This is a genomic window from Microcoleus sp. D3_18_C4, assembly GCF_036702355.1.
Taxonomy (GTDB): domain Bacteria; phylum Cyanobacteriota; class Cyanobacteriia; order Cyanobacteriales; family Microcoleaceae; genus Microcoleus.
The window spans coordinates 14,796-30,955 of sequence record NZ_JAUBTF010000073.1 but is presented as its reverse complement, the minus strand read 5'-3'; the positions used below and the strand labels follow the sequence as shown (position 1 = coordinate 30,955).

19 protein-coding genes and 1 pseudogene are annotated in these 16,160 nt (G+C 44.7%); 11 read left to right on the top strand and 9 right to left on the bottom strand.

The window, feature by feature from the left end:
- Window positions 1-134 precede the first annotated feature (134 nt).
- The 7 genes and pseudogenes from QUA90_RS30565 to gmk all read left to right on the top strand — a co-directional run.
- Window positions 135-326, top strand: a pseudogene (locus QUA90_RS30565) (ATPase); the annotation flags it as partial.
- 201 nt (window positions 327-527) lie between these two features.
- Window positions 528-1,004: a type II toxin-antitoxin system antitoxin SocA domain-containing protein gene (locus QUA90_RS26075; RefSeq protein ID WP_333448302.1), complete on the top strand. Its 477-nt coding sequence runs from the start codon at window positions 528-530 to the stop codon at window positions 1,002-1,004.
- Window positions 985-1,428 carry a hypothetical protein gene (locus QUA90_RS26070; RefSeq protein ID WP_333326414.1) on the top strand — a complete coding sequence of 148 codons (444 nt, stop codon included), beginning with the start codon at window positions 985-987 and terminating at the stop codon, window positions 1,426-1,428. Before QUA90_RS26075 ends, QUA90_RS26070 begins: the two co-directional genes overlap by 20 nt.
- An 812-nt stretch (window positions 1,429-2,240) precedes the next feature.
- A complete protein-coding gene (locus QUA90_RS26065) occupies window positions 2,241-3,077 on the top strand; it encodes a hypothetical protein (protein ID WP_333326412.1) in 837 nt (278 codons plus the stop codon).
- 164 nt (window positions 3,078-3,241) lie between these two features.
- Entirely contained in the window at window positions 3,242-5,344 is a 2,103-nt protein-coding gene (locus tag QUA90_RS26060) for a M3 family metallopeptidase (protein WP_333326411.1), read from the top strand.
- A gap of 997 nt (window positions 5,345-6,341) precedes the next feature.
- A complete protein-coding gene (remA, locus tag QUA90_RS26055) occupies window positions 6,342-6,608 on the top strand; it encodes an extracellular matrix/biofilm regulator RemA (RefSeq protein ID WP_333046047.1) in 267 nt (88 codons plus the stop codon).
- A 78-nt stretch (window positions 6,609-6,686) separates the two neighbouring features.
- The gene (gene gmk, locus QUA90_RS26050) at window positions 6,687-7,256 is read left to right on the top strand and encodes a guanylate kinase (RefSeq protein ID WP_333448301.1); all 570 of its coding nucleotides are present in this window, start codon (window positions 6,687-6,689) and stop codon (window positions 7,254-7,256) included.
- On the opposite strand, the gene QUA90_RS26045 is transcribed toward gmk, so the two are convergent.
- The gene (locus QUA90_RS26045) at window positions 7,253-7,972 is read right to left on the bottom strand and encodes a hypothetical protein (protein ID WP_333448300.1); all 720 of its coding nucleotides are present in this window, start codon (window positions 7,970-7,972) and stop codon (window positions 7,253-7,255) included. The genes gmk and QUA90_RS26045 overlap by 4 nt on opposite strands.
- A 251-nt stretch (window positions 7,973-8,223) precedes the next feature.
- Between QUA90_RS26045 and xseA the strand changes: the two genes are divergently transcribed.
- On the top strand, window positions 8,224-9,393 hold the full coding sequence (gene xseA, locus QUA90_RS26040; protein ID WP_333448299.1) for an exodeoxyribonuclease VII large subunit: 1,170 nt from the start codon (window positions 8,224-8,226) through the stop codon (window positions 9,391-9,393).
- Window positions 9,390-9,617, top strand: coding sequence for an exodeoxyribonuclease VII small subunit (gene xseB, locus QUA90_RS26035; protein WP_190740787.1), 228 nt, complete (start codon window positions 9,390-9,392; stop codon window positions 9,615-9,617). The genes xseA and xseB overlap by 4 nt, the downstream gene beginning before the upstream one ends.
- A 374-nt stretch (window positions 9,618-9,991) precedes the next feature.
- Here xseB and QUA90_RS26030 read toward each other — a convergent pair whose 3' ends face one another.
- The 7 genes from QUA90_RS26030 to QUA90_RS26000 all read right to left on the bottom strand — a co-directional run bounded on the left by QUA90_RS26030 (window position 9,992) and on the right by QUA90_RS26000 (window position 14,723).
- Window positions 9,992-10,375, bottom strand: a complete 384-nt coding sequence (locus QUA90_RS26030) for a DUF5615 family PIN-like protein (protein ID WP_333448298.1) — start codon at window positions 10,373-10,375, stop codon at window positions 9,992-9,994.
- A complete protein-coding gene (locus tag QUA90_RS26025) occupies window positions 10,372-10,632 on the bottom strand; it encodes a DUF433 domain-containing protein (protein ID WP_015176393.1) in 261 nt (86 codons plus the stop codon). The genes QUA90_RS26030 and QUA90_RS26025 overlap by 4 nt, the downstream gene beginning before the upstream one ends.
- 237 nt (window positions 10,633-10,869) lie before the next feature.
- A complete protein-coding gene (locus tag QUA90_RS26020) occupies window positions 10,870-11,724 on the bottom strand; it encodes a DUF1822 family protein (protein WP_333448297.1) in 855 nt (284 codons plus the stop codon).
- The gene (locus QUA90_RS26015; protein ID WP_333082158.1) at window positions 11,724-12,692 is read right to left on the bottom strand and encodes a hypothetical protein; all 969 of its coding nucleotides are present in this window, start codon (window positions 12,690-12,692) and stop codon (window positions 11,724-11,726) included. Before QUA90_RS26015 ends, QUA90_RS26020 begins: the two co-directional genes overlap by 1 nt.
- Before the next feature lie 295 nt (window positions 12,693-12,987).
- Window positions 12,988-13,197: a CsbD family protein gene (locus QUA90_RS26010; protein ID WP_006632574.1), complete on the bottom strand. Its 210-nt coding sequence runs from the start codon at window positions 13,195-13,197 to the stop codon at window positions 12,988-12,990.
- A 198-nt stretch (window positions 13,198-13,395) separates the two neighbouring features.
- Complete coding sequence (locus tag QUA90_RS26005; RefSeq protein ID WP_333448296.1) at window positions 13,396-14,223, bottom strand: PHP domain-containing protein; 828 nt, start codon at window positions 14,221-14,223, stop codon at window positions 13,396-13,398.
- Window positions 14,224-14,441: 218 nt separating this feature from the next.
- Complete coding sequence (locus QUA90_RS26000) at window positions 14,442-14,723, bottom strand: hypothetical protein (protein WP_333082156.1); 282 nt, start codon at window positions 14,721-14,723, stop codon at window positions 14,442-14,444.
- A 118-nt stretch (window positions 14,724-14,841) separates the two neighbouring features.
- On the opposite strand from QUA90_RS26000, the gene QUA90_RS25995 reads away from it, so the two are divergent.
- Together QUA90_RS25995 and QUA90_RS25990 are read left to right on the top strand one after the other, a co-directional pair.
- Window positions 14,842-15,018, top strand: a complete 177-nt coding sequence (locus QUA90_RS25995; RefSeq protein WP_333384349.1) for a hypothetical protein — start codon at window positions 14,842-14,844, stop codon at window positions 15,016-15,018.
- 176 nt (window positions 15,019-15,194) lie between these two features.
- The gene (locus QUA90_RS25990; protein ID WP_333384351.1) at window positions 15,195-15,521 is read left to right on the top strand and encodes a hypothetical protein; all 327 of its coding nucleotides are present in this window, start codon (window positions 15,195-15,197) and stop codon (window positions 15,519-15,521) included.
- Window positions 15,522-15,672: 151 nt separating this feature from the next.
- Here QUA90_RS25990 and QUA90_RS25985 read toward each other — a convergent pair whose 3' ends face one another.
- Complete coding sequence (locus tag QUA90_RS25985; protein WP_333384352.1) at window positions 15,673-16,140, bottom strand: hypothetical protein; 468 nt, start codon at window positions 16,138-16,140, stop codon at window positions 15,673-15,675.
- Window positions 16,141-16,160 lie beyond the last annotated feature (20 nt).

Sequence of the window (16,160 nt, the reverse complement as noted above, 5' to 3'; positions counted from 1 at the left end):
TTATATTTAACTCACCTTGAATATATCGATCGCTCCTGCTAGTGGTCTGCGATCAATTATTCAGCAAACCCTATTTATAGAGTGAAAGCCTTGTTTTTCATGACTATGCAGGACTACCCACTTCCGAACTATAAAAACAAGTTATCTCATTGTTGGCGACAAAAAACCAACCTGTCAACTGCGCCAAATTGCTACAAAACGGACAACTATTATCATCAGATTTGCTAAACGCATTGCAATCTCTATGGCGGCGGTGCTTGATAGAAAAACAGGAAAGTCTTTACACTTTGCCACCTGTACTGAAGCAGTATATCAAAGGATTGTAACTGATATCTTGGACGATTCTCAATCAGTCTTTTACGGGCGGGCAGGATGCCCACCCCACAAAAAAATTAATTATTTGTGGGTGGGCATCTTGCCTGTTTTTGAGAATAGTACAAGATGTGAGTTGTAACCCAAATCCCAAATCCCAAATCCCAAATCCAACTGTGCTATCATAGAATACAAAACTTATTGAGTCGAATTATATGACCACAATAACTACAGTCACAACAGCCTCAAAACTCGCTGATTACTACATCTGGTTCGCGAATGACGTAGGTTCCTATCTCAGCAACCACAAGCTACAAAAACTATTGTACTACGCCCAAGCATGGTATTTAGCTTTTGAAGATAAACCGCTTTTTGATGAAGATTTTGAAGCTTGGGTGCACGGGCCGACTATCCCGGCTTTATTTTATGAATACAAAAAACAATTTGACTGGAAGCCAATTCTCAAAGAAGTCGAAAAACCCGAGTTTCCAGAAGAAGTACAAGAGTTTTTAGACGAGTTATCCGATGATTACTTCTTTCGGGATGCCTATGAGTTAGAATTGATGGTGCGACGCGAAGATCCTTGGATTAATGCTAGAGGTGAGTTGCCAAGAGATGAACCTTCTCATGCTATTATTACGAAGGAATCAATGAGAAAGTTTTACAAAACCCGTGTCATCGAAGAAGCATAAAAAAAGACAAGATACAGAGATTCGCAGTCAACCATCTTCGGCAAGGAGAGAGGTTGTTAATATCCAAATCCCAGAAGGAATTAGTTTTTCCTTCCGGTACTATCAGGATGATAAAGAGAAATTCTCCATTGGTGGTAGAGATGCTAAGTATCTAGCGTCTTTACTGAGAAGGCTGCGCGATTTGTCACAATTGAAAGCTCAAGAAATTATTAATAGCCAGAGTAAAAGCCTGCGCTGTCATGGAATAGTATGGCTAGATACAACTGAGCCTAATGGCTTCGGGATTCCCAATGAAGCTGCGCTAGTAAATGTTCCCTACCAGTTCCAAATATCTGCTAATGAATACGGCAGGGTGCATGGATTTTTTAGTGAAAATGTTTTTTATATTGTCTGGTTAGACCCAGACCACAATCTTTATAGTTGAAATTATAGCCGAAGGAAGAAGGAAGAAGGAAGAAGGAAGAAGGAGAATGCAATCCAAACAAATGATCTCGTGCTTAAGATTCGAGATTTCTTCAAGAAGTTGGGAATTTCAAACAGTCTGGGACTCACTCCGACTAAAGAAACCGGGTTGTTTACCGATTATGCGGACTGCGACGAACTATTATCTTAAAAAAAACGGTTTCTCCAACCTATGCGTCTAGGACTAATTTTAAGAAAATTTTGCATAGAGAGCTGAAAGAAAATTAACGCTTAAAAAGCCTACTGCGAGTACGAGAATGATAAAGATTGCGATACTGAAAATAGACTTTAGCCGATCGCCAATTCCGGGTTTTTCTGAGTTCATTGGTCAATTTTTGCAGTAAATTTGAGAGGGGCAATTCAGAAAGAGTAGATTATACCAATGGGCGAACAAAAATGCAACTCCAGACAAGCTCCACATCCCGATCGCCCTCAGTAGGTCACATTTTTTTAATTTTTAATCTCAAATCTAAAATCTAAAATCGTCTTAGGCATTGTTCGGTTAGCCTGGGCAGCTATTGTCGATCACCCGAACCCGATGACCCTAACTCCTGTAAAATAGAGGGCGCGTTGGGGCGAACCTTTTAACAGCCGGAATTGGGCGCGATCGCCACAGGCTCCCAAATACATAATAATATGGCAGTCATCCTTAACTTACTCACAAAGGTAAAAATAGAAGAGTGCCAAGAAATAATCTAAAACATATAACTGAAAAAAGGATAGAAATCGATGCTCCACCCAATCTCGCAACCTTACCAACAACGAGTAAATACTATGACCCAAAGAGCCGTGCGGAAGCCAAAACCCTCTGTTGCAAACCACTTGAGACCAAGTTTTCCTCAAAGACACTGGCTGGAGATGGCAGAGTACGCCTCTCTGGCGGCCTCTGGTGTGGGTTCCCTGGCGGTGGCAGTGTCGGGTCAAGCTTTTTACGGGGTGGCTCCCCTAACTTTGGCTTTGTCGCTGAATGTTGCTAACCGGTATCGGTTCGAGCAGCAAGTGCGGGTGCATCAAAATTCGGAAATGGCCCAAGTCCAAAAGTCTGTTAATAAAGTCGAAAAAACGGCGGTGACGGTAATTGTTAAATTACGCAAGCAGTTGTCTGCAGATATTGCAGCGCTGCGCCAGCAAATGGCTGCCATGCCTAGGGCTGAGGGCTTTGAGGAGTCAATGGACATCCACCGGCAGTTGGTGAGTTTAGGAGAGTCTGTAGCTTCTTTGCAAGAAATCGTGGCCTCTGCTGTGCTCGATGTCCGCCAGCAGGTGAGCGCACAACTGCAAGATTTATCGGTTGGCCAACGGGCGAATCTCCAAGCTGTGGAACAGGCTATAGAGCAACTGCAAAGTGCGACGCAAGGCTTGGCAGAAACTTCTATCACCAGAGACGACTGGGAAGTAGTAAATACTCGATTTTTGGAAATCCAGAAAGTCATGGCCAATTTGCAAAGCCAACTGCAAGCTCCCGCACAGCAATCGACTGCGGATTTGTCTATTGTCCAAGCTCAAATCCACCGTTTGGAACACGAGCAGCAAGAAGTTGTCAAACCTCACCTCAAGCGCTTAATCTCAGTTGTCAAGGAGTTGCAGCACACACCAGAGAATCGTCAGTAGTCATTAGTCAGCAGTCATTAGTCATCAGTCAGAAGGAAGATTTTTAGACTCAGACATTCTGCGACTCACGCCCGATCGAGTCCAAATTTTTCGACAATTGTGTTACAAAATGAAAAGCTAATCTGTCTAGTTCACCTGTTTTCAACCTGTTACAAGAAAAATCAATGACTGCAACCGTAACTATTGCTGATAACCCGTTACTAATCGGTCAAGGATTGCCTCCATTTGACGCGATCAAACCAGAACACGTAGTCCCCGCTGTTACCCAACTGCTGACCGAACTAGAAGCCTCGCTAGCTGACTTAGAATCGTCTGTAGAACCGACTTGGAGCGGCTTAGTAGAACCATTGCAGCGACTCGGAGAGCGTTTAAATTGGAGCTGGAGCATTGTCGGACATTTGATGGGTGTGAAAAATAGCCCGGAACTGCGATTGGCTCACGAAACAGTGCAGCCGGAAGTAGTAAAATTTTGGAGCAAGCTCAGTCAAAGCAAACCGCTTTATGAAGCTTTTAAAGCACTGCGGGCTAGTGAAAATTGGGACAGCTTAGAGTCAGCTCAAAAGCGAATTGTCGAAGCCGCTCTCCGAGACGCCCAACTCTCCGGCGTCGGTTTAGAAGGCGAGCAAAAAGAGCGTTTTAATGCCATTCAATTAGAATTGGCCGAAATTACTACCCAATTTTCTAATCACGTCCTCGACGCTACCAAAGCATTCAGCATCACCCTCACAAACAAAGACGAAATTGACGGTTTGCCGCCGAGTTTGTTGAGTTTAGCAGCTCAAGCCGCTCGCAGCGCTGGCGAAGAAAATGCGGATGCCGAAAACGGCCCTTGGCGGATTACTTTAGACTTTCCGAGTTACGGCCCTTTCATGCAGCACAGCACCCGCGGCGACTTGCGCGAAAAGTTGTACAAAGCTTTTATCGGCAGAGCAAGTAGCGGAGAATTGAATAACTGGCCGTTGACCGATCGCATTTTAGCTTTGCGCCAGGAAAAAGCTGCTTTGCTCGGGTTTAGCAGTTATGCCGAATTGAGCTTGGCGAGCAAAATGGCTCCCGACGTGACAGCAGTGGAAGCTTTGTTAGAAGAATTGCGTCAGGCTAGTTATGATGCTGCTGTCAAAGATTTAGAAGAATTGAAAGCTTTTGCTGCCGAAAAAGGCGCGGCGGAAGCTGGGGATTTGAAGCACTGGGATGTGGGTTTTTGGTCGGAACGGCGCAGGGAAGAAAAGTTTGCTTTTAGTGCCGAAGAATTGCGCCCTTACTTTGCTTTGCCACAGGTATTAGAGGGGTTATTTGGATTAGTCAAGCGGCTGTTCGGCGTGACAGTAACTGCGGCGGACGGTCAAACTCCTGTGTGGCACAAAGATGTGCGCTATTTCCAAATAAATGACGAAGAAGGAAATACGATCGCCAATTTCTATTTAGACCCCTACAGCCGCCCCGAGGAAAAGCGCGGCGGTGCTTGGATGGACGAGTGCGTGGTGCGCGCTAAATTTGTGGAAGCGGGAAAAACAACCACGCGGTTGCCGGTGGCTTATTTGGTGTGCAACCAAAGTCCTCCTGTTGACGGCAAACCGAGTTTAATGACTTTCTTGGAAGTCGAAACTTTGTTTCACGAATTCGGTCACGGTTTGCAGCATATGCTGACAACGGTAGACTATCCGGGGGCTTCGGGCATCAATAATGTTGAGTGGGATGCAGTGGAATTGCCCAGTCAATTTATGGAAAATTGGTGTTACGATCGCGCGACTTTGTTCGGGATGGCAAAGCATTACGAAACCGGGGAAACTTTGCCGGAACACTACTACCAAAAACTGTTAGCAGCGCGCCACTACATGAGTGGCACCGTCATGCTCAGGCAAGTACATTTTAGCAGCGTTGACATTGAATTGCACCACCGCTATCGATCGGGCGGCAGCGAAACTGTGGCAGATGTCCGCAACCGCATCGCTAAAACTACCACTGTTTTGCCTCCTCTGGAAGAAGACGCATTTTTGTGCGCTTTCGGACACATTTTTGCGGGTGGCTATGCGGCGGGGTATTACAGTTATAAATGGGCGGAAGTGCTCAGCGCTGATGCTTTTGCGGCGTTTGAGGAAGCGGGTTTGGAAGATGAAAGTGCGATCGCATCTACAGGCAAGCGCTTCCGAGATACAGTGTTAGGATTGGGCGGCAGTTTGCACCCGATGGAAGTGTTTAAAACTTTCCGGGGACGCGAACCGAGCACTAAAGCTTTGTTGAGACACAGCGGTTTAGTTGCAGCTTAATTTAAGTGTGGAATAACTGGGGATTAATGCGGGTGAATTTATCGGCATTAATCCCTATTTTTTGTTGAATAATATTTATACATCTCCTGTATGTGTAGGGTGCGGTGTGGATGAAGTCTTACCGCTATAATTTATATCAAATCAGGTAGCATCGGAATTATTTATCTCTCCGTTCTCTGACTCTGTGTTCTCTGTGTCCTCTGCGGTTTAATCATTCCAATTCAACCGGAATTCATCTCATGGGTAAAACCCCTTTCTGCCTAACTTTTGCTGAATTCAAAATGTTTGTAGTAAAAACTAAAGTGCTCAGATTTTTATACTAATTCCCACAATTATTGCTACATATAATCCTGCGACCATCTGTAGGGAAACGGCAGTGCCGTTTCCGGCGCGAGACGCTGCAAGTTTTCAGATTTGTTATACAATTGATAATTGTAGCCACACTTTTTTATTGGTATTAATAAAACTCAAATTTTCACTACAAACCCATTTTATTGTAGAACATCATGCAATAAAAATCTGTAGTTTGGCACATCATCCCCCATCTTTTGGTAAAAAATCGGGCAAAAAGTGCGTTAGCGAAGCCCTCGAAGAGGATCGCCAGCGGCTTTTAGTTGAGCTTGGAAAGCTCATAAAACCAGCATTTGCGAATATTTACTGTTATTGATCACTGATTATACTTAAGTTTCCCTCTCCCGGAAATCAAGTTTATATTTCGCAACATTTATCGGCTTTGGTATCGATACAGGTAATGCTTTTATTAGCAACTAAAAATTGAGGAGTTTACCGAATCTTTAAGATAGAGCGGCAATAGCGAGTCTTTTTTAAATTTTTGATAAAGAACCGGGTACTCGGCGTCAAAAGGGTAAAAATTTTAGGTAGAAACTAAAAAACTTAGTTGGGATTAATTTGAGGATTGTCATAAAAAATCTTTGTATATTATATGATCAAAAGTAAGGATTGATAGTTAGCCGTTCACCCATAGATTAAGATTTTCATGGATATTCAATTAATTAATATCGGTTTTGGTAACATTGTGTCTGCTAATCGAGTGATTGCCATTGTCAGTCCAGAGTCAGCGCCAATTAAGCGGATTATTACTGATGCGCGGGAGCGGGGACAACTGGTTGACGCAACTTACGGCCGTCGCACGAGAGCGGTAATTATTACAGATTCGAGTCACGTCATCCTCTCGGCGATTCAGCCGGAAACGGTTGCTAATCGTTTTGTGGTGAGCAAAGACGGTCAAGGTCGGGATGATTGAGGTTTGTCAGTTGCAATTTGAGCGTTTACAGTCTAAAGTAAGCAGAAACTTAAATTGTTACACGTTTCTATTCTAAAGATGAAATCTGGTAAATTAATTGTTCTGACGGGGCCTAGCGGTGTGGGGAAAGGCACCTTAGTACGATCGCTCCTCAATCGCCATTCCGAATTGTATCTTTCGGTATCCGTGACAACTCGATCGCCCCGTGAGGGAGAAATTGAGGGACAGCACTACTATTTTGTCAGCCGCAGCCACTTTGAAAAAATGGTTGAGGCTGGAGAGTTGGCGGAATGGGCCCAGTTTGCCGGTAATTTTTACGGTACTCCTTATTTTGGTCTCAAGCAAGGAATTGGTGAGAGAAAATGGGTAATCCTCGAAATTGAGTTGGAAGGGGCAAGGCAAATTAGGAATAATTTTCCAGAGGCGCTGCGAATTTTTATTTTACCTCCTTCTTGGGAAGAATTGGAGCGGCGGCTGCGGAGTCGGGGTCAAGATTCCGAAACTGCGATCGCCCGTCGGTTGGTACGGGCTAAAGAGGAAATCGAAGCTGCGGGGGAATTTGATTTCCAAGTTGTTAATGACGATTTGGAAGTTGCTTTGAAAAAGCTAGAATCAATACTTAATTTGGTTGAGCTGTCAGGTAACTAATGACTAATTACCCATTTCTCAGTACGCGCTAAAACTTCGCTACTTTGTTTGATAGCAACACAAACTTTTAAATTCAATTCCAGAATATTTAAAGAAGGCGGAAATTTCCGTATCGGTTCGATTTCGCGAGGAGAACAGCCCAACATTTCCATATAAGCTAGCGTCCAGCCAATAGCTGCAATGTCCTCTACATTGCCTTCTCCGGCGCAAAGGTAACAGCCCAATTCGCCCTCCGGCCCACACTCAGGACAAACCCAATTGCCCAGTTGTGAATGGGGCAGATTTGTGCGGGAGGCGGACGCAATTGTTAATGCTTTAATATGATTTTGAACTACTTGTTGAAAACCTCGGCTTTGGTTGCTGCGGTAGTCGGAATTGCCGTGCGATCGCCCGATTTCTTCTACTGGCTGTTGTGGCGAAGCAAGAGAGGCTGTTTGATTATCCCTGCTTACTCTAGATTCGCCTAGGTTCGCAGTTAGCTGAATACCATAGTCTTTCGACTCCGCAGTCTGAGAGTGGTTGAGTGCGCTGGAGGAATCGGGTTCGGAAGTTGTGAAGGATTGTTCTATGCGATCGGCAAAATCTTGCATTGAGAGGTGATGTTCGATCGCCAAAGACCAAGTTCTTTTATGTCGGAGGTCGCCATATTTTCTGGCTTCTTCCTCAGTAATGCCGATCGCCGCAGCCTCTTGGCGCAGCACATTCATCGAAGTCATTGTATCTGATATCATTAGTTTGTTTGCAGTTAAAATTACGATCGCCCGCTCAGCCTACAAATAAATTACCTTAGATATACTACAATAGTCCGGACTATTTTGAGATCCTAGTGGGAAACCCTTGATTTTCCGTTATGAAAGAGATTGTACAATCGCCCTGACACCCTTATTTTACGCTTGGCAATCACACACTGTCCGAAGCATTGATAGTAGCCTAAATCTAAAATCTAAAATCTAAAATCTAAAATTGGATGACTTCAATTCTTCCCGATACAGCTTTATCTGTTGCTGGACTAACATCATACCTGCAAGAGTTGTTGGAGGGCGATCGCAACCTGCAATCAGTTTGGCTGACAGGCGAGGTGTCGAACGTTTCGCACCACCCCAGCGGCTGCTTTTTCACTCTGTGCGACACCGACAAAAGCGCTGCTATTCGCTGCGTGGTGTGGAATTCTCAGCGGCAAAAATTGGTGCAAATACCCGCAAAAGGGGAACAGTTGCTGGTTTTGGGAAGCATCCGGGTTTACAAAAATCGCGGCGAGTACCAGTTGACTGTTGTGCAATCGCTACCGGCTGGGGAAGGATTGCAGGCTTTGCGGTTGCAGCAATTGCGATCGCGCTTGGATGCTGAGGGTTTCTTCGATCCCGCCAGAAAGCGCCCGATTCCCGCACACCCGCAAATTGTGGCCGTGGTGACATCCGATACAGGCGCTGCTTGGGGAGACATTCAGCGGACTCTAGCCCAAAGATATCCAGGTTTGCGGGTGTTGCTGTCGCCGACAGGAGTGCAGGGAGAATTGGCTGCTGCTGCCATTGCTAGGGCGATCGCCCGTGTAGAATTGGACGGTAGGGCGGATGTGATCATTTTAGGGCGGGGCGGCGGTTCTGCGGAAGATTTGGCTTGTTTTAATGATGAGAGAGTTGTCAGGGCGATCGCGAATTGTGCGATTCCAATTATTACAGGTATAGGGCACGAAAGAGACGAATCTCTCGCCGATTTAGTAGCAGATAAACGAGCCCATACTCCGACTGCGGCGGCCGCTCAAGCGGTACCAATTTTAGCAGATCTTTACTTTGAACACAAGCAGCGAATGGTCAATTTAGCAAACGCTGTGCGGGCAAGATTTCAGACAGAAGAAGAGCATTTGCAACTGTTACAAAATCGATTAAAACGTTTGCCTGCGACATCCCGAACTTTGCGGCAAGCAACTGGTAAACTGGAGGTATTGCAAGAAAAGTTATCTGCATTAAATCCGGCAGCGGTATTGCAAAGGGGTTATGCGGCGGTAATCCAAAGTGACGGTACGATCGTCCGCACAACTGACGGTTTGGAATTGGGAGAGGAATTGACTGTGAGGTTGAGTCGGGGCCTGCTGAAAGTTAAGATTGTAGAAGTATTGGATGCAGAAGAAAAGTTATGATTGATTCGCAGTTGCGCCAGTCTGACTGGAATTATGAGGAAACGGTCGATCGAATTGAAGCGATTATCGATCGGGTGGAATCGGGAGAGTTGCCTCTAGAAGAGGTTTTCGAGCAGTTTGGGGTGGCTGTGGAGTGTTGGCAGCAGTGCGAAAGCTTTTTGGCGCGGGGGAAGGAACAGATGGATTTGTCGATCGAGCTTTTGGCTGCGGAACCCGATTTTTAACCGGAGATAAACTCGGATTAATGTGGATGAAATAGCGCGTTTTGCCGAAAGTCCGACAGGGAATTAATTCGCTGTTTCATAGCGAAAGTCCTCGCTATTTGGACTCTTAAACTCATGATACTAAATCCGGGTTTGCTACCCTCTTTCTCCTTTCTCATGGGAGCATCTCATATTTGTAAAAACACTTCTTCTGGCTCCTTCCTTCTTCCTCTTTCCTCCTGCCTCCTGCCTCCTGCCTCCTGCCTTAAAACTCCAATTTATAGCTTAACTGCAAAAGTGAGATGCTCCCTTTCTCATTACCAAACGCCGAATCAACATCCACATTCTTTGCGTAGAAACCGGCTTACTTTGCATCACTCCTTTCTTTGAACTTTTTAGTCAGATTCATCTTCCGATATTGCTTGATACTCCAAAAGCTTTTCCCCTCGGATAATCCACAATTTACCCGTAACTTCTGCCGCATCCAATCCGCGAATTAATATTTCTACTGCCGCTTGCAAATCTTGCGGTTTCGCTTGAGAAGGCAGACGCAGTAACACAATCCCAGAATAATCAGAAGGATTGTAGCGGAGGCGATTGCCAAACCCCCTATCCAAAGTCACCAAACATCTACCTTCCCTCCGACAGATATCAATCAACAATCCATCCGCTGTTGAACTAAAATTTTGTTCCCGTACAGTCGCAACATCGTGGCCAGCTAAACGTAACAGCGAAACAACGCGGATGCTGCCCAAATTTTCATCAAGTTTTAACTTCACTTTAAAACTACCTTTTTTTCACCCACAGGAATTTCGACATAACAATCTCTTGCCAACTCAGCCCCATAAGCAATACAAGCCAAAACGTCTTCTCGTTCAATTCCCGGATATTCCTCAAGCAATTCTTCCAAAGTCATTCCACTAGCGAGAAAGTCAAGAATCAGAGAAACCCAGATGCGATGGCCGCGAATACAAGGTTTGCCAAAGCAGATATTCGAGTCGATTGAGATGCGAGACAGTAAATTATTTTGAGTCATGTCTTTTCAATTACATATTTTCCATTGATTCATTGTAATGAATTTTACGATTGAGTTGTGGGGGCCCATAAACCGGGTTTGATGGACGACAATATTTCGTTTCAACCCGCAGATGTGGCCAAAAACCCGGTTTCTTCTGTCGGTGGGAATTCAGAAACCGGGTTTGATGGACGAAAATATTTCGTTTCAACCCGCAGATGTGGTCAAAAACCCGGTTTCTTCAGTCGATGGGAACCCCTACAAGTCATCACCATCTCCCCAAATCTCAGCTAACTTCTCTAACAAATCTTCAGCAATCAGATTCAGTTCCGCTTTCACATCCTCCTCAATATCTGAAGCTTTCTCAACAGGTGAAGATTTATCACGAGAGAAAGATATATCTCTATTTTCCAAACCTCGACTACTATAACCACTTCCCGCTAAAGCCTTCCCCCCTTCATATCCCCAGTCAGATTTCTCACTACTGTGCAAAACTTTATTCAAAATTGCCACAATTTCAGAAATAGATTTGTTTTGCAATTTCTCCCGAACTTGTGCTTGTACGGGGTCATCTTCTTCCAAATCAGATAGCAACTCTTCAATTTCACCTTGCAACAGCGGAATTGCCAACTCAATCCGATCCAAATAATCCCACAATTCCTCAACTGGTTTGAGATTAGTTAGAGAAATTTCTTGCGTTTCATCCAGAATTTCCACAGCCGGAATAAACCCCAAAAGTTTCACCTTATCGAAAGGTTCGGCAAACTGAACGACGATATATGCAATGCGGTTTCCTCGCACTTCCGGCAGAGAAATCGCCGATTCTCCAAGCTGAACCGGACAGCATTCTATCTTGCCAATCCCCGGCAAAACCAAATCGCCGACATCCAAAACCGCCCGCATTGCTGGATTCCAACTATCACCACCATCAATATCAGTTTCAATTTCCATCCATTCCAAGAAATAGTTAACCGCCCAAACCGCCAGGGTATTGAAATAAACCCGCTTGCCTTTTTGCGGATTAGCTTGCTCTGAAGCAAATTGCAGAGCAAAATTGCGGGCACTTTGCTCCAGAGGAATTTGTAACAAATAAGTATCCATGCTATTCACCATTATTCCTCCGGTTGATATCCACATTCTTTAGCAATTCTATTGCCAATCTCTTTAACGAGTTCAAAACCTGTTCTTTTCCAGTGAGAGTTGAGAGTTTGATAGTCAATATTTAACTCTCTGGCAATTACCGATAATTTATCAGGAGGGTCTTTCAGCAGCAATCGCACTGCCAGTATGTGACAATTGGCATCCGGTCGAGGGCGACGATTTTCGGGAGTGTTTGGCTGAGTCTTATCTATTTTTTCATTGGGATAACTGTTTCGCAGTTCTCCCGTCGGATCGTCTTCAATACACTGCCATAGTTTGCGGCCGATGCGCTGCTTATTGTGAGCTTGTTCTCTCTCGATGAGTTGCTCAATCCCATTTTTTGTGGTATCGTCTATCGGTTGTTGAGCCTCAAATTCTTCACCGGGGTTGCTCGTAATCGGAGTATCAAAACTAACAGTAAAAATCTGTTGCTGCATCCGGCGATATTGGTCATAGACTTTGTTCTTGAGAGTTTTATTGAACCGCTGAACCACTCGGGTTCGCAACACATCAGCAGCGAGATTGTCGAGGTCAATTCCCCGCAAAAATGCCGAAAGCGTTTTGATAAAACCGCAAGAAGCTTCCTGCATCATTTCCTCTAAATCAATATTAGGATAAGGATGCTTGCGAATTCCGGGCAAATGGGGAATGAGTTGGCACAATTGATTTTTGAGTCTTTCTTTTTCCTTACTACCCTCTTGCGAGTCTTTCAAGAGTTGTAGAAGTTGGCGTAACTGTTCGTCGGTGTTCACAGGCACGTTTGGATGACATCGAGATAATTCGATTATCCCAGGGAAAATAGCGCTGTAACGTGCCAGCAATAACAAACTCAAGGCAATCGGTTTGAGTTCCCAACCCGTGGGTGGAAGCAACAAGTTGAAACTTGCCGCTACAGGAACTAAACCTGCTAAGGCTTCGACGGGGGTATCATGTCTCGTCATAGTCCAGTTTTTGCGTGTTGATACTCTGATATCGCAGGTTTTGGCGGCTTTATGCAGAATTGAGCAAAAATTTTTCCAAAAGGCAATGTGATAAGGACTGAAGTCCTTACTACGAAATTAATCGGGTGTAAAATTAACAATCATAGGGACTTCTCCACTGCGCTTTTGAAGAGATGTCGCAGGAGTCACCCAGTTTTATGCACATTCAAAAAATAAATCATATCAAACCCTATTGATAGCAAAGGATTTGATATGAAGCGAATTCTATTAGCCAGGATTTGGTATAACGCAGTTTCTACAATTTGTCGATCGACCTTTTGGCTTTATCTGCCAGATTTTTCACCGCATTTTTAGCATCTTCTGCTGCGTGGCGGGCGGCAGCTTCGGCTTGTTTGGCTTTGCCTTCAACCTGGTCTTTTCTGTTGCCCGTAATATTACCGAAAATTTCCTGAGCTTTGCCTTCTAAATTTTTGCCGATCGCCTTCGCTCTGTCTTCTGTACTCATGATAAGCTCCGTTTGGCAAGTTGCTATACTAAAATTGTAAAATCAACTCGCCTGCAATTACCTTTAACTTCATATTAATTTATATTCTGCTTGACCTCGGTCTTCTGCTGATGATTTACTTGCGGCAAACTCGTCACTAAAAAAGCCAAGGATTTTTTAGTGACAACTGTATATGTCGGCAAAATTCGTCCTAAAAAACTATTTCAAACTCGCCGCAGCAACTTTAATCGGTTCGAGTAATTCTAGCGGCAAATGCAGCATATTCAATTGGGTGCTATCTGCTGCTTTCCTTTCCGGATCGGGGCCGTGATAATCGCTGCCACCAGTTGCCAGCAAACCGTAATCAAGACACAAATCTTTCAACTTTTGGATTTGGCTGGAACTGTGGCTAGGATGGTATACTTCAACTCCCATTAAACCAGCATCTACTAATTCTTTTAAGACTTCCTCAACACCGCCGCCGCGAAATAAATAAGGGTGAGCCCAAACTGGTACTGCGCCACAACTTTTCAGTAAATCAATGCCTTCGGCGATCGAGAATTTCTCGTAATGCACATAAGCCGGGCCGTCATCTCCCAGCCAGCGATCGAATGCTTCCCGCGATGATTTCGCGTGACCAGCTTTTACTAGTGCAGAGGCAATGTGAGGCCTTCCCGGTGCCATTCCTGGGGATGTTTTTGGCAGTTCGATCGCGTATCCCATTGCTGCTAATTTTTCGACCATTTCCTGCGATCGGCGAAACCTTCCTTCCAGGCGATCGTTCAAAGGAACTCGCAACTTATTTGCATCGGGATAAAAACCTAAAATGTGCAGCGAACGGCCGTTGTGAACGGTGCTGAGTTCGAGTCCGGGGACTATTTCGATACCGTACAAAGCAGCAGCAGCGAAGGCTTCATCCCAACCCGACATCGTATCGTGATCGGTGACAGCCAAGGCGCGAACCCCCGAAGACGCGGCGGCGGCTACGAGTTCGGCAGGGGTGAGAGTGCCGTCGGAATAAGTAGTGTGGCAGTGGAGTTCTAGCATTTTTTTCGGTAAGTTAAAGTCTGTGAAACCTGCAATTATTCCCCTCACTCATGTGACATATATCGTCCCCTGCGCTCGACAAGTTTTTAGGTAATTTCCATCTGTGAGCTGTAATAAGTTTTCGCGCATTTAATGGGGAAATTTCTGTTTATTAAAAGCTTGCGTGGGGTGGGCATATTGCCCGCCTTTCAGTTTAATTTAGATGCAGAACACCTTAGCTATTTCTTGATTTCTCGCATTGGGTAAAGGACACCCTCTGGCAATTTGGGAGGAACCGGCGATATTTCAATACTTTGTATGTTGTGAACTGGGATAACTACCAGTTTATCTGCCAATTCGAGAATTATCGGGTCTGCAGTCAACATTTTGTGCAGGCGAGTGCCTAAAGTTGCTTGCTCTCCTACTGTTCCCTCTGGCGCAATGAACTGGAAGTGTTGCTGTTTGCCGTTGGTATAGTGGATTGTCAGATTGATAATTCCTTCTTGGTTGGTTGCTTGCATAATTTTTTTCCCTAAAAGTCGATCGGGACTTGGCAAAATTAACAATAAATCAAAACTGGCGATCGCACCACTGTTGGAAAGCTCGTTGCAAAGCTTTTGACCAAACGAGGCTGTCGATATGAAAGTTCGCGTGCTGCTAATTTTATCACAAAAACTGTACGGAAACTCGCCAACTTACCCAGTATACAATTGGCAGTCGCGCTGTCTTTGCTCCTCAATGCGCGAGAGCCTTCGCCAGCAATATTTGGTCGATCGGGCTTTCTTCTATGCCAGTTGGCAAAGTGGCTCAATTTAGCCTCTGTAGCGACTCGACTCAAAGCGGTCTCAAGTCATACAGCAGAGGCATTTGACCGCTTTGGGTGTCAAGGTTTTTCGAGCTGGGAACTGTGGAGGTTAGGATAGCGGCATTCTGCTGTCACTGACCTAGAGGATTTTTTTATAAATTAATAACATAACATTCAGGTACAGCTTATGAAATCCACACTTTGTTTTCCCGAAACTTCTCTTCACTCTAACGCAGTCACTGTTAACAATAATGCTATTGACTCTTGTATCCTTACAGCTTGGATTGACTTAGTAGGAGGAGACTTTGATAATTTGGGAGGAGATGATTGGCTTCCCTTGTGCGGCGACATTGATGACGGCGAAATTTACCGCGAATGGTTTTTGTGGCAAGACAGCGAAGTAACTCAAGAATGGGAAGCTTACGATCCCATTACTAATTATCGAGTTGTGGCACCTAGCCGAGAAATGATGATTGCTAAAATCGACCAAATAGAAGCTTCCAGAACAATTTAGTTGAATGGGAGAATGTTAAATCTTGATTTTCAACTTTAATAAAAATTCTGTAAACCAACCCGGTTTCTCCCAACCACACTCAAGAAACCGGGTTTTTCAGACCTAAACTCTAGGTGTGAGTTAGTTGAGTTTCACTGCAGAACATAATAATTTAGGTCGCTACTGCTTTTTGTTTTTCTCGTTCTAATTTGCGCTGCTTCAAGGCGGCCAGATTTTGTTTAATTGTGTCGATCGCAAATCCTGCCCCCTGCTGTTGGTATAATTCGCTGGCACGGATCAAATCTGCAACAGCCTCCTCATCCGATCGCAAATTTGCACAAGCCAAGGCACGATTGTGGTAAGCTTCTGCCAAAGTTGAAACTTGTTCTACAGCGCTGGTAAATTTATCTTTTGCTTTGCGGTACTTTCCCGACTGATAAGCCTCAATTCCTTGTTGAAAATAAACGGAAGCCTTACTGCCGCTTTCGGTATCGGGAAATTCTGGGTAAGTTAAAATTGGTTCTTTAAAGAGTACAGAAATGCTGCCCTTGCCGAAGTAAGCCCAAGTCATTGTTCCAAACCCAATCCCCAGCACGAGGGCAATAATGACAGACAGAGCAATAAAATTGGTGAGTTCCATAGAGCAATATTTGTTGTATT